Raw genomic sequence first — 12,753 nt, 5'->3', positions numbered from 1 at the left:
TGACAGCCGATTGCTGACAGCCGAAAGTAAAAACTAAACAAATTCCAATGCGATCTTTCTCGTTTCTTTGTCTGTTTCTATATAATCTTCAAGCGTTGGGGTGCGTACAAAACTTACTTCTTGCATAGAATCTTCAATCAAATCGGACATTTCTAAGAAGCCAATTTCATCTCGCAAGAAAGCTGCAACCGCAATTTCGTTGGCTGCGTTGACAATACACGCCATATTTCCACCAACTTTGAGGGCTTCGAAAGCAAAACTTAGATTTCTAAATGTCTGATAATCAGGCTTTTCAAAAGTCAAAGACGGGTATTGAGTAAAATCCATTCTCGGGAAATTAGATTTTAAACGATTAGGATAGCCAATCGCAAACTGAATCGGCACTCGCATATCGGGCAAACCCATTTGAGCTTTCATACTTCCATCTTCAAACTGCACCATTGAGTGAATAATACTTTGTGGATGCACCACCACTTCAATTTGTTCGGGTGTAAGTCCAAAGAGCCATTTTGCCTCAATTACCTCCAAACCTTTGTTCATCAAAGATGCCGAATCAATCGTTATTTTTGCTCCCATGCTCCAATTTGGGTGCTTTAGGGCTTGTGCTTTTGTTACTGTTTTCAGAAATTCTCTATCTTTTCCACGAAATGGGCCGCCTGAAGCAGTCAAAATTATTTTTTCAATTGGGTTATGAAATTCGCCAACTAAGCATTGAAATATTGCCGAATGTTCGGAATCGACAGGCAAAATATCAACTTTATGTTTTTGGGCTAATTCGGTTACTAATTCTCCTGCAACGACCAAAGTTTCTTTGTTTGCTAATGCAATATGTTTTCCTGCTTTTATTGCCGCCACGGTCGGAATCAAACCTGCGTAGCCAACTAAGGCTGTCAAAACCATATTGACCGACTCCATTTGAACGACAGAAACTAATGATTTTTCACCGGTATAAACTTTTATGTCAAGTGGGTCTAGAGCTGCAAATACTTTATCATAAAGTTTTTCGTTAGAAATAACTACTACATTTGGACGAAATTTTGCCGCTTGTTCTATCAATAAATCGGCATTATTTTGAGCTGTCAGCACTTCAATTTCAAAACTATCAGGATTTGCATCAACTACTTCCAGAGCCTGTGTACCTATCGAACCTGTTGAACCAAGTATGGCGAGATGACGTTTTTCCATGAAAAAAAATCGACTTTAAATAATTTTACTTAAATTTTTACACAAAGTTCGGAAAATTTAATGATAAAGTTTTTATTTTGCCAATCGTATTGCAGTGTATTTACGATTTATGATTTACGATTTATGGCTTGGTTGAGTATAAATAACTTATTATCAATAGTTTATAAGTATTATTCGTAAATAATATGTTTAGTTCAAATCATTTTTAAACTCCCCTTTAGGGGGACGGCCCGACGACTCGGTGGAGGTATGCAAACGGCTGAAGACCAATTCCAATTTTTTGAGAGTGTTTTTTTTGAAATGTTTGGACATGATGTGCAAGTAAGCGAATATCGACTTCTTCAAGGTGGAAGTATCAATATAACTGTACAGGTTGTAACAAATGAGGGCAAATATTTTATCAAATATAATACTCGTAGCCACGAAGGAATGTTTGAAACGGAAGCCAAAGGTTTGGAATTATTGCGAGAAACAAATGTGATTCGTATTCCAGAAGTGATGAATTGGGGACGGCGAGATGGACAAGATTATTTGATTTTAGAAAACATAGAATATACCAAACCTAATTTTGATTATTGGGAAAGTTTAGGAGAGAAAATCGCAGCACTACATCGAAATACTGACGCACATTTTGGACTAAGTTTCGATAACTATATTGGTTCGCTTCGACAAAGTAATGAGCAAAAAGACGATTGGCTCACTTTTTTTATAGAAAAAAGATTAAACCTCCAAGCTGGCTTGGCATATTATAATGACTTGATTAGCAAGGAGTTGTATGAAAAATTTCAACAGTTTTATAAGCTTTTACCCGAATTGTTGCCGGTTGAAAAACCCTCTTTACTCCACGGCGATTTATGGACAGGAAATGTAATTACTGATAATGACGGAAATCCATGCTTGATTGACCCCGCCGTTTATTATGGAAATCGGGAAATGGAAATAGCTTTTACCTCACTTTTTGGTGGATTCGACAAGCGTTTTTATGATACTTACCACGAAGCATTTCCGCTACAACCTCGCTTCGATATGCGTGTGCCAATCTATAATATTTATCCTTTATTGGTGCATGTTAATCTTTTCGGCACAAGTTATTTGCCACCTGTTATTCGAACATTAAATAAATATTTGGCTTAAACAACCATCAAATTGCAACCACGAATGTCAGAATTGTCAAACCGGCCAATGACACTAAATGATTGATTATCAGTATTATATGCACCTAAGTCTTGTGTTTCGATGAAGCTACAAGAATCAATATTAGCCAAATCAATCACATTTATTCCGCCCCTAACTATATTTCGCTCGGTGAAGGTGGGCATATTAAAAGTAGGAATAATTTTGAATGGGTCGTTGATTTCACGCAATAATACTTTCATGGTTTTGGGCAATTCAAAAATACCATCACCTTTTGAATATCCTTGTGAAAGTAGCTCGGTCATTCCGTACTCTGAATGTATTTTTTCCACGCCAAAAGCACCCGTTAAGATTTCGTGTACTTCCTCTCGCAAAAGTTCTTTTCTACGGCCTTTCATACCGCCTGTTTCCATTACCACAAGTTTTTCTTTGAATTTGTGCATAAAAGTCAAATCTTCGTTCGACTCAGCTAAATCAAGCAAAGCGAAGGTCACACCAATTATTAAAACTTTTCGCTTAGATAGTTGGTTAGAGAGATGTCGCTCGTCAGATAGTTGTCGAAGTTTTTCAAGAAGTTCGGTTATATTGTTCAAATAAAAACCCGACTCATGAGAATAGGTTCGATAAATAAAACTTTGAACCATATACACCAACGAGGAGTTATTTCGTTCAAGATAGGAAGGTAGCAAAGCTAAAATATGGTAGTCGGTTAGTGGGCCATAAAATTGCTCAAAAATCTTTTGACTAACGTATTCATAAAAAGGTAAATCGCTAACCAAATGTTTGCTCGTAGTGTTGCCTGTAGTGCCACTACTTTCAAAAATTATTTGTGTAGGAGCATTATTAGAAACAACTTTATGGTACTTAAAAAACTGAATTGGCAAGAAAGGAATTTTGTCTAAACGATTGATTTCTAAGGGATTAACTCGTAATAAACTCAAATATTTATTATACACAGGGTTTTGTACAGCTTGAAAGCGAAAAACTTCTAAAGCCAGTTCTTCAAAATAATTTGGTCTTACAAAATTATCGTTTAGTTGTAAAACCGCAGATTTTAGTTCATCACGAATACCCATTGCAAAGTTTAAAGTTTTTACTAAATTAGCAGAAAAAAATAGTCGATAGTCAATAGACTACAGTTTATAAGATTGTAAACAATTGATAATCAACAATTTAAATACTTTTAAAGTTTGCGTGTTTTCACAAAAAAACTGTTTTTTTTAAAAATCTATTGACTATCTACTGTGAACTAATTAAAATGACATATTAACGATGAAAAAGGTTTCAGTATTTATTATTTTTGGTGTAATACTATCATTATCAGGATGTTACAAAGAAACAACTTTCGATGTAAAGCCAGGTATTGAGTTTAAAGACCTACGCAAAGAAATCAGAATTGACGCTTTTACAGGTTCAAAAAAAGATTCACTGATTTTGACTATCAAATTTCAAGATGGCGATGGCGATTTAGGTGTCAATGAAAAAGAAAAAGCTGCCGCAGAAGTAAAAAGCGATTATAATTATATTATTCGGCTATTTCGTAAAAAGAAAGGTGTTTTTCAAGAATTTATACCAGCTGTGCCCTATTCTGGCTTTTTCCCACGCCTAAAAAGTGATGGAAAAGTTGGCCCAATTGAAGGAACAATTGACTATTCGGTAGATTTTCCACACCCTTTTACACCAGTTAAAGATTCATTAAAGTTTCAAGTAACAATCAAAGACCGAGCAGGAAATATCAGTAATACCGTCGAGTCAAAATTGATTGTTTTGCATGAGTTTTGATTAGTCTGCAGTCCACAGTTCTACAAATTGTTAGTTAAATTGCTTGTTTGTAAACTCTCGACTACAAAAGTATCGCCCCTGTACCATTTCTTTTCGGGAAAATAGGTTTTCCTTTTTCTAAATACACACCTTCGGCTGGGTCGTTTGAAATTAATATTGAACCATCCATATCTACATAATCGAGAAGCGGAGCAAGTTGCCCGATGGCAGAAATACCAATACTTGTTTCGGTCATGCAGCCACACATTACTTGTAAACCTAAACTACGAGCTTCGGCAATCATGCGTAAGGCTGGTGTAATTCCACCACATTTTGCCAGTTTTATGTTTACACCATCAAATTTTCCGACACATTTTTTTACATCTTCTTCCACTATACAACTTTCATCGGCAATCAAAGGTAACACCGAGCCTTTCATTATTTCAGTCATTGACTCGTAGTCATCTTTTTTCATGGGTTGTTCAATGAACTCAACGCCCAACTCGGCAAATGCTTTTGAGTTTTCAATCGTTTCTTCCACGCTCCACGCACAATTGGCATCAACTCTAAAAAGTGCATCAGTATGTTTGCGGAGTTCACGAACAATTTCTACATCGTGGTCGGTGCCGAGTTTTATTTTATAAATCGGGAAATCAAATTCTTGCATTTTTGATACCATTTTTTCAATAGTATCAATGCCAATGGTATAATTCGAATAAGGAACTTTAGTAATATCCAGTCCCCAAATTTCGTATAACGGCTTTCCTTGCTTTTTACCCCACAAGTCCCACGCAGCCATGTCTAAAGCACAATGAGCGAAAGAATCATCTTTTAGAAAAGGATACATTACTGCCCAAAATTCTTCGGGACTTTGCAAGCGGGGTGCCGCCCAGTCATAATTTTCAATAAACTCCTGGTATTCAGCGAGTTTATCTCTCATTCCTTCGGCAGTTACGCCATAATAAGGAATGGGCGTAGCTTCGCCGTAGCCACTGTGCTCGCCATCTTGTAGTTCAACAATAAAGGCATCAATGTTATCACGAGAGCCATGAGCAATGGTAAAAGTATGCCGCATTTGCAGCGTAAGAATATGGAATTTTAGTTTCATTTTTGAAGAAAAAGTGTTTATTTATGTCGATTTTTCATTTCCCCTCCTTGAAAATAAGGAGTGAAAATTTATTCTCGCTCGAACATATTATTTATTACATATTCACCAACTCATTTCCACGAAGCACAGGCACAACATCGTATAAATCTCTTTGTAAACAATAGCTAATATCTTTATTAATACCTAAGCGTTGTAAACGGCGAATGTGTGAAGAGTTTGCCAAATAGCCCAACATATCATCTTTAGCTTGTTGATACATACGCATTGATAAAATTGCACTGTCTTCTGCTACGAAATATTCGTTTTGTACGGCATCAACTAAAGCCCCTGCAAATAAAGAGTCTTCCAAATTTATTTTTCCTTTCCAACCAGCACAAAGTACCAATACATCGTAAGGTTGAGTTTTTAAATAATTAACAATTGCATTGAGATTCAAAAAAGCTCCAACCAAAACTTTTACTGCCGATTTTTTCGCCATTGTAATCGAATAAGTACCATTAGTGGTAGTCATAGCAATTTTTTCACCAATCAATTTTTCGTCCATATAGCTAAAGGGCGAGTTATCAAGGTCGAATCCCTCTACTTTTTGAGCATTTCGTTCGGCAGCAGCAATGTAACCTTTTTCCTGTAATTGCTTACATTCTTCTACTGTTTCGACAGGAATAATGGCTTTTACTCCATATGCAAAGCCTGTAACCATACACGAAGTAGCTCTAAAAATATCAGTAACAATTACAATTGTATTGTCAATCTTGTGGAGATGTAATAAATCTGGAGTTAAGCAAACGTCAATATTTTTCATTCTAAAGCCAAAATTAATTTTCGGCAAAGATGCCAAAAAAGTCTATCAAAAGCTAAAATGAAGGCTCAGATTTACCCAAAAATGTCTTGAATTTGGTCAGTGTAGTCTTAAATTTTATAATCAACATATACCATTTTCTGAAATTCTAAAAATAATCCTACATTTTTAACCTTTTTTTAATCAATATATCGGAATTGTGAAAATACTGTCGTAATTTTGCACCCGAAAAAGCAATGGTATTGCCTTTGTTTTCTCAATTTTATATTCAAAACTCATCAAAAAATTATATGGCATCAGTTAGACCAGATGAAGTTTCGGCAATCTTGCGTGAGCAATTAGCAGGTTCAAGAACCGAAGCCGAACTCGAAGAAGTTGGTACTGTGCTACAAATCGGCGACGGTGTAGCACGTATATATGGTTTATCAAAAGTTCAAGCCGGCGAATTGCTGGCATTTGAAAACGGCTTAAAAGCCCTTGCACTTAACCTCGAAGAAGACAACGTAGGAGCGGTACTATTGGGTGATTCGGCAGGTATCAAAGAAGGAGCAACCGTAAAACGTACAGGTGAAATTGCCTCTGTAAAAGTAGGTGAAGGCATTATAGGTCGTGTTGTAAATACTTTGGCAGAACCTATCGACGGAAATGGTCCGATTCAAGGCGAAACTTTTGAAATGCCTTTGGAACGTAAAGCACCAGGGGTTATCTATCGTCAGCCTGTAACTGAGCCTCTACAAACAGGTATCAAATCAATTGATGCCATGATTCCAATTGGTCGTGGACAACGTGAGTTGGTTATCGGTGACCGTCAGACTGGAAAAACTGCAGTTTGTATTGATACCATCATCAATCAAAAAGAATTTTACGACAAAGGCGAGCCAGTATATTGTATTTATGTAGCGTGTGGTCAAAAAGCATCTACTGTGAAAGCTGTTGAGCAAACACTTCGTAGATATGGTGCAATGGCATATACAGTTATTGTAAATGCTGGTGCGGCTGACCCCTCTCCAATGCAGTTCTTTGCTCCATTTACAGGTGCTGCTATCGGTGAATATTTCCGTGATACTGGTCGTCCTGCATTGGTTATCTATGATGACTTGTCGAAACAAGCAGTTGCTTACCGTGAGGTGTCATTGTTGCTTCGTCGTCCTCCAGGTCGTGAAGCATATCCAGGAGACGTTTTCTATCTTCACAGCCGTTTGTTAGAGCGTGCCGCAAAAATCACGTCTGATGATTCGATTGCAAGAGAAATGAACGATTTGCCTCCTTCTTTAATAGGTAAAGTAAAAGGTGGTGGTTCACTAACTGCTCTTCCGATTATCGAAACTCAAGCAGGTGACGTTTCAGCATATATTCCGACTAACGTAATTTCGATTACTGATGGTCAAATCTTCTTGGAGTCAAACTTGTTTAACGCAGGTATTCGTCCAGCTATTAACGTTGGTATCTCGGTATCACGTGTAGGTGGAAATGCTCAAATTAAGTCGATGAAAAAAGTAGCGGGTACTTTAAAACTTGACCAAGCACAGTTTCGTGAATTGGAAGCGTTTTCTAAGTTTGGTTCTGACCTCGATGCTACTACAAAGCTAACAATTGATCGTGGTCGTAAAAACCAAGAAATTTTGAAACAAGCTCAGTTCTCTCCAGTGCCAGTTGGTGACCAAGTAGCAATTATTTATGCTTCTATCAACGGTGTGATGGACAAAGTGCCAGTAGAAAAAGTAAAAGAATTTGAAAAAGAATTTATCTTGTTGTTGAAAGCTCAATATTCAGAAGTGATTGATAAACTTGCAGCAGGTAAATTGGACGATACGATAACTGACATCATCAAGAAAGTTGGTAAAGAATTAGCAGAGAAATACGCTTAAAATAATTAAGAATGTAGAATTGAGAATTGAGTATTGAGAATCGGTTTTGTAATATTTTACATTCATTTTCAATACTCAATTTTTAATTCTTAATTAATTAAAAAGATGCCTTCATTAAAAGAAGTTAGAAATAGAATTGTTTCGGTAAATTCGACAACTCAAATTACCAAAGCAATGAAAATGGTATCTGCGGCGAAACTTCGTCGTGCTCAAGATGCCATTATTCAAATGCGTCCGTACGCAACAAAGTTGAACGAGTTGATTTCGACTGTTTCGGCAAATACCGAAGTAGGAGCATCAAGTCCATATACTAAGGTACGTCTTGTAGAAAAAGTTTTGGTCATTGTTGTTACATCAGACCGTGGACTTTGCGGAGCTTTTAATGCCAATATTGTGAAAGCTGCCATTGCTCTTATCAACGAAAAATATGCTTCTCAAGCTGCCAAAGGTAATGTCGAAATTATGCCTCTCGGTAAAAAAGGTGGTGAAACACTGAAAAAACGAGGTTATAAGATAAATTCAGGCTATATGGATATTTTCCAACGCTTGAATTTTGCTACTGCCCGCCAGGGTGCTGAGGAAGTAATGGAAGCATTTGCCGAAGGAAAGTATGATGTAGTAGAGCTTGTTTTCAATGAATTCAAGAATGTAGCTACACAAGTTATCCGCACAGAGCAAATGTTGCCAATGGTAGATAAGAAAAATGATACTAATACTACCAAAACCGATTATCTTTTTGAACCATCGGAAGAAGAAATTGTTTTGGAATTGATGCCAAAAGCAATCAAAATGCAGTTATTCAAATCTGTTTTGGAGTCGAATGCTTCTGAACACGGAGCCAGAATGACCGCAATGGATAAAGCAACCGAAAACGCCAACGAAATGTTACGCTCATTGAAAATTGAGTATAACCGTAGTCGCCAAGCTGCAATTACAAAAGAAATTTTGGAGATTGTAGGCGGTGCAGAGGCTTTGAAAGGAAAGTAATTCGGCTGATAAATATTTTAAAAAAGGCTATAAATCGAAAGATTTATAGCCTTTTTTAAGTTTATCACATCTGTCTATTCAAGTTTTGGTCTCAGCGGTTATTTAAGTTTTTTGCTGGTAAAAAATGATATTTTTTCAACGAATAGTAAGTTAAAGAGGTCATTTTAAGCCCAAATCAAAAAACATAAATAATCTCTTAAAGTCAATTTAAACTTTCTAAAAATAGGACTATCAAAAAATTTACGTATTTGTTTTTTATTCGGTTTTGGCAGCTTTCATAAACCATTTTAGAATAAAATTAGGCTTCTAATATTTTAGAGTTTATCTGCCCCGCCAAAACCTCAATACCTTTCATAAAGCTAACTGGTTGATAATCAAGCATTTGTTGTGATTTCGAAAGGTCGAAACCTGTTCTTGGCGGGCGTTTGGCTGGTTGAGAAAATGTAGTAGAATCAGCTTTTGAAATCAAAGATTTATCTAATTTAAAATAATCGGCGGTCATCATTGCCATTTCATAAGGAGTCAGAAAATCTTTTCCTGAGATATTAAAAATACCTTCGGCTTCTTTTTCTGCAATCAAAACACAACCTTTTGCCAAATCTTCGGCGAGTGTTGGTGTACGCCATTGGTCAGTTACAACTTTGATGTTTTTACCATCTTCTAAAGACTTTTTTACCCACAAAATAATATTAGTTCGACTCATGTCGTGAGCAATTCCATAAACCAACACTGTGCGGGCAATGCCCCAACGGATATCGCTATTCGTAACGGCTTTTTCGGCAGCATATTTACTCCAACCATAAAAACTTATAGGATTTGCTTCAGCATCTTCTTTGTAGGGCCCCGCCTTTCCATCAAAAATAAAATCGGTCGAAATGTGTAGTAAAAAACAATCATTTTTCTTGCAAGCCTCAACCAAATATTCTACTGAACTGACATTTTGTTGCCAACAAGTATCTTTTTCGCTTTCACATTGGTCAACATTTGTCATGGCAGCTGTATGAATAATCACATTAGGTTTTACCTTGTCGATAACGTCTTGAACCTGCTCACGATTGGTAATATCCATTGATTTATACTCATATCCATCGGTAAAAGGCAGGCGATTTTCGCCACGAGCAGTAGCAATGACTTGATTTTTAGCATTTTTAAGCAATAACTCAACAAGCTTTTGACCAAGCAGTCCGTTTGAACCTGTAATTAGAATTTTATTCATTAGATTTTTCATAAAGCCTCCTTATTGGGGAGGGTGGTGGGATTTGGGCTAATACTTATATCCAAATTTCTTAGTAATCTTTTTTTTTCGCATTTTTTTTACAGTCATGCTCATTTTAATATCAGATTTAGGACGATCAGCTGAATCTTTTGGTTGTTTGGCAATTGTATCAATCAAATCCAAATTATCAATCGCTTCACCAAAAACCGTATAAGCGTTATCCAAGCGTGGTGTTCCACCCAAAATCATGTATTCGGCACGTTGTGGAGTTGTATAATTCATCGAATTTCGTTGAGAAGCAACAGTTACTTCATCATCAGTCAGTTTTTTTCCTTGAACAATGTAAAACTGACAAGCACTTGATTTCTTTTCAGGATTACTGTCACGAGCGGCAGCCAATGCACCTTTTCGGTGAATATGATTTTGCTTAAATTCATAAGGAATACGTTCCAAATCTCCACCACCATTACCGAGTTTATCGCCAGTTTTGGCATTTTTAGAATTTGGGTCACCACCTTGAATCATAAAACCATCAATGATGCGATGAAACAATAAACTATCGTAGAATTTTTGATTGACTAATTTGATAAAATTGGCTTTGTGAAGTGGCGTATCATCAAACAAAACAACGTGCATTGTTCCGAAATTTGTCTTGAGTGTAACCAAATAATCTTTCTTAGATTTCTTTTGTGAAAAAGCTAAGTTACTGATTATCAGAGTAATAATAAGAATATTGTACTTTTTCATGCAATTTTAGGCTATGATAAAGTACAAAAATACGATAAATATTTGAAGGGCTAAATTTTGTCGGTGGAGTATTTTTAAGCAAAAACCAAATTTGAAGAAACATATACTCTAAATTCTTCACTTTTCAAGATTTCTTTGAACCAAAAAGTATAATTTTGAGGATTATTAGAAACACTTTCTAATAAACTTTCAATGGTAATCCATTGATAATCAGCTACTTCCTCAGGATTTACCTCAAAATCACCATCATAATTTCCCATGAAAACATGATCGATTTCATTTTCGACCAATTCATTGTCAAATTCAGCATGGTATTGAAATTTATAAAGAAAATCAAAAGTACAATCAAAACCCATTTCTTCGCCCAAACGACGGTGAGCGGCTTGATTTATTTCTTCGTTGGCATTTGGGTGTCCGCAACAAGTATTTGTCCACAAATTGCCTGAATGATATTTGTGAGAGGTTCGTTGGTGAATCAATAATTCATTATTGCCATTAAAAATAAGAATCGAAAAAGCACGGTGAAGCAACCCTTGTTGATGTACCATGAGCTTTTCACCCGTTCCGATTTGCTCGTCGTTTTCATTAACTAAAATTATGTGAGTCGCACTTAAAGTCATTATTTTTATATTTGCTTAGAATAAAGCTAAAACCCAAAATACATCAAATTTGTTTTACTCAGCCAATAATTTTTCTACCAAACGATTAAAATCACTGACAAAATCATCATAATATTTGCCTGTACTTGGCCCAGAAAAACCAGTATGAATTTCTCGGACTTGCCCTTTTTTATCAATAAAAATCGTAGTTGGAAAACCCAGCACTTGATTGAGCATCGGCAAAGTTTTTGAGGCTGCCGCCTTATCATTTGTTCCTGCCAAAAGTACTTCGTAGTCTATTCCAAAACGTTCTTTCAAGCGTTTTATTTTAGGGAAAGCAAAGTTTGGTTCAATACTTTTTTCATAAGCTAAACCGATTATTTCCACGCCTCTTTGCTTGTTTTTTGCGTACCACGGAGCTAAAAACTTGCTTTCATCCATACAATTTGGACACCACGAACCCATTATTTGTGCAACTACAACTTTTCCTTTGTAACGTTTGTCGGTTAACGAAATCTTTTTTCCTTCCTCATTCGGGAAAGAAAATTCAATCGTTTTATAGCCATCCTTTAAGTAGGTTAATGTTTTTTCGTCAGGAAGTTTGGCATTTTCATCTTTTATTCCTTCCCATGTCTCAAGGCTTGTTAAACCTGACCAAAATTCTCCTCCTACAAGTTTATCACCTTCGATTTTAGCTTTAAATAAAAATAAATGCGTGCCGTCGAAACACGAAAGTTTTAAAGAATCTTCTATAATATTGCCTGATAAATAGCGATAATCGCCCGTAGTTGTCAAGAACGTACCAGTTACTTCGTTTCCTTTGGCATTGAATAAACCAACCGAAACGGTAGAGTCTTTTTTGTTTTCCGAAAAAAACAAAACTTTGTATTTGCTTGCCAATGAAGAGCTTACGTTTGTTTTTTTCTCCGTAAAACGATAAGTTTTGCCAAATTCTGCGGTTAAATTTCCTTGTAAAAAACTAAAATCCGAACGCATCTTTTTCCAGTAACCAATCAGTTTTTCATCGCCTATTTTAGCCACAATTTCGGCATCAAAAATTTCCATCGGAATATGCAACGAATCATCTTTAACGAAAGATTTGTCCATTTTTAATTTTTCATCACCATTCAAAACAAATACCGAATAATTATTGCCTTCCTTTTGAATATCAAAATTAAAAGGCAATTCTCCGCCTGCCGTTTGAATTACTGCTCTCCAAATGCCAGTTTTAAGTTCGATTGTTTTTTTACAAGCATTGAAGGTAAATACTGAGAAAATAATAAGTAAAATTTTTGACAATGATTTCATAAAGTTTCTTTGGTTATTAAACTGTTGACTCAGGTCTATTG

General features: G+C 36.0%; 12 protein-coding genes. 4 read left to right on the top strand and 8 right to left on the bottom strand.

The features are described from left to right. Positions 1 to 33 precede the first annotated feature (33 nt). Positions 34 to 1,185, bottom strand: coding sequence for a 1-deoxy-D-xylulose-5-phosphate reductoisomerase (locus ACH2CJ_RS11525; protein WP_394992955.1), 1,152 nt, complete (start codon positions 1,183 to 1,185; stop codon positions 34 to 36). 249 nt (positions 1,186 to 1,434) lie between these two features. On the opposite strand from ACH2CJ_RS11525, the gene ACH2CJ_RS11520 reads away from it, so the two are divergent. Then, the gene (locus tag ACH2CJ_RS11520; RefSeq protein ID WP_394992954.1) at positions 1,435 to 2,319 is read left to right on the top strand and encodes a fructosamine kinase family protein; all 885 of its coding nucleotides are present in this window, start codon (positions 1,435 to 1,437) and stop codon (positions 2,317 to 2,319) included. Here the strand turns inward: ACH2CJ_RS11520 and ACH2CJ_RS11515 are convergent. Continuing rightward, a complete protein-coding gene (locus ACH2CJ_RS11515) occupies positions 2,316 to 3,395 on the bottom strand; it encodes an acyl transferase (RefSeq protein ID WP_394992953.1) in 1,080 nt (359 codons plus the stop codon). The genes ACH2CJ_RS11520 and ACH2CJ_RS11515 overlap by 4 nt on opposite strands. 196 nt (positions 3,396 to 3,591) lie before the next feature. Here ACH2CJ_RS11515 and ACH2CJ_RS11510 point away from each other — a divergent pair, with 196 nt between their 5' ends. Next, complete coding sequence (locus ACH2CJ_RS11510; RefSeq protein ID WP_394992952.1) at positions 3,592 to 4,101, top strand: hypothetical protein; 510 nt, start codon at positions 3,592 to 3,594, stop codon at positions 4,099 to 4,101. 61 nt (positions 4,102 to 4,162) lie between these two features. On the opposite strand, the gene ACH2CJ_RS11505 is transcribed toward ACH2CJ_RS11510, so the two are convergent. Continuing rightward, the gene (locus tag ACH2CJ_RS11505) at positions 4,163 to 5,188 is read right to left on the bottom strand and encodes a dipeptide epimerase (RefSeq protein ID WP_394992951.1); all 1,026 of its coding nucleotides are present in this window, start codon (positions 5,186 to 5,188) and stop codon (positions 4,163 to 4,165) included. Positions 5,189 to 5,282: 94 nt separating this feature from the next. Further along, complete coding sequence (locus tag ACH2CJ_RS11500) at positions 5,283 to 5,990, bottom strand: 2-phosphosulfolactate phosphatase (protein WP_394992950.1); 708 nt, start codon at positions 5,988 to 5,990, stop codon at positions 5,283 to 5,285. A 287-nt stretch (positions 5,991 to 6,277) separates the two neighbouring features. On the opposite strand from ACH2CJ_RS11500, the gene atpA reads away from it, so the two are divergent. Continuing rightward, on the top strand, positions 6,278 to 7,855 hold the full coding sequence (gene atpA / locus ACH2CJ_RS11495; RefSeq protein ID WP_394992949.1) for a F0F1 ATP synthase subunit alpha: 1,578 nt from the start codon (positions 6,278 to 6,280) through the stop codon (positions 7,853 to 7,855). A gap of 105 nt (positions 7,856 to 7,960) precedes the next feature. After that, positions 7,961 to 8,842 (top strand): ATP synthase F1 subunit gamma, encoded by an 882-nt coding sequence (gene atpG / locus ACH2CJ_RS11490; RefSeq protein ID WP_394992948.1) that lies wholly within the window; start codon positions 7,961 to 7,963, stop codon positions 8,840 to 8,842. 298 nt (positions 8,843 to 9,140) lie between these two features. Here atpG and ACH2CJ_RS11485 read toward each other — a convergent pair whose 3' ends face one another. The 4 genes from ACH2CJ_RS11485 to ACH2CJ_RS11470 all read right to left on the bottom strand — a co-directional run bounded on the left by ACH2CJ_RS11485 (position 9,141) and on the right by ACH2CJ_RS11470 (position 12,712). Further along, complete coding sequence (locus ACH2CJ_RS11485) at positions 9,141 to 10,058, bottom strand: SDR family oxidoreductase (protein WP_394992947.1); 918 nt, start codon at positions 10,056 to 10,058, stop codon at positions 9,141 to 9,143. 48 nt (positions 10,059 to 10,106) lie between these two features. After that, positions 10,107 to 10,805 (bottom strand): peptidylprolyl isomerase, encoded by a 699-nt coding sequence (locus tag ACH2CJ_RS11480; RefSeq protein ID WP_394992946.1) that lies wholly within the window; start codon positions 10,803 to 10,805, stop codon positions 10,107 to 10,109. 74 nt (positions 10,806 to 10,879) lie between these two features. Continuing rightward, the gene (idi, locus tag ACH2CJ_RS11475; protein WP_394992945.1) at positions 10,880 to 11,425 is read right to left on the bottom strand and encodes an isopentenyl-diphosphate Delta-isomerase; all 546 of its coding nucleotides are present in this window, start codon (positions 11,423 to 11,425) and stop codon (positions 10,880 to 10,882) included. A 54-nt stretch (positions 11,426 to 11,479) separates the two neighbouring features. Beyond that, a complete protein-coding gene (locus tag ACH2CJ_RS11470) occupies positions 11,480 to 12,712 on the bottom strand; it encodes a TlpA disulfide reductase family protein (protein WP_394992944.1) in 1,233 nt (410 codons plus the stop codon). Positions 12,713 to 12,753 lie beyond the last annotated feature (41 nt).

Origin of the sequence: Emticicia sp., assembly GCF_043780375.1 — a bacterium.
GTDB lineage: Bacteria > Bacteroidota > Bacteroidia > Cytophagales > Spirosomataceae > Emticicia.
The sequence above is the reverse complement of the archived record's forward strand: the minus strand, read 5'-3'. Positions and strand labels throughout refer to the sequence as shown.

Coding starts and splice junctions, on each gene's coding strand:
- ACH2CJ_RS11515 (WP_394992953.1), bottom strand. CDS start 3,395: ATGGGTATTCGTGATGAACTAAAATCTGCGGTTTTACAACTAAACGAT.
- ACH2CJ_RS11470 (WP_394992944.1), bottom strand. CDS start 12,712: ATGAAATCATTGTCAAAAATTTTACTTATTATTTTCTCAGTATTTACC.
- ACH2CJ_RS11480 (WP_394992946.1), bottom strand. CDS start 10,805: ATGAAAAAGTACAATATTCTTATTATTACTCTGATAATCAGTAACTTA.
- ACH2CJ_RS11520 (WP_394992954.1), top strand. CDS start 1,435: ATGCAAACGGCTGAAGACCAATTCCAATTTTTTGAGAGTGTTTTTTTT.
- idi (WP_394992945.1), bottom strand. CDS start 11,425: ATGACTTTAAGTGCGACTCACATAATTTTAGTTAATGAAAACGACGAG.
- ACH2CJ_RS11485 (WP_394992947.1), bottom strand. CDS start 10,058: ATGAATAAAATTCTAATTACAGGTTCAAACGGACTGCTTGGTCAAAAG.
- atpG (WP_394992948.1), top strand. CDS start 7,961: ATGCCTTCATTAAAAGAAGTTAGAAATAGAATTGTTTCGGTAAATTCG.
- atpA (WP_394992949.1), top strand. CDS start 6,278: ATGGCATCAGTTAGACCAGATGAAGTTTCGGCAATCTTGCGTGAGCAA.
- ACH2CJ_RS11505 (WP_394992951.1), bottom strand. CDS start 5,188: ATGAAACTAAAATTCCATATTCTTACGCTGCAAATGCGGCATACTTTT.
- ACH2CJ_RS11500 (WP_394992950.1), bottom strand. CDS start 5,990: ATGAAAAATATTGACGTTTGCTTAACTCCAGATTTATTACATCTCCAC.
- ACH2CJ_RS11525 (WP_394992955.1), bottom strand. CDS start 1,185: ATGGAAAAACGTCATCTCGCCATACTTGGTTCAACAGGTTCGATAGGT.
- ACH2CJ_RS11510 (WP_394992952.1), top strand. CDS start 3,592: ATGAAAAAGGTTTCAGTATTTATTATTTTTGGTGTAATACTATCATTA.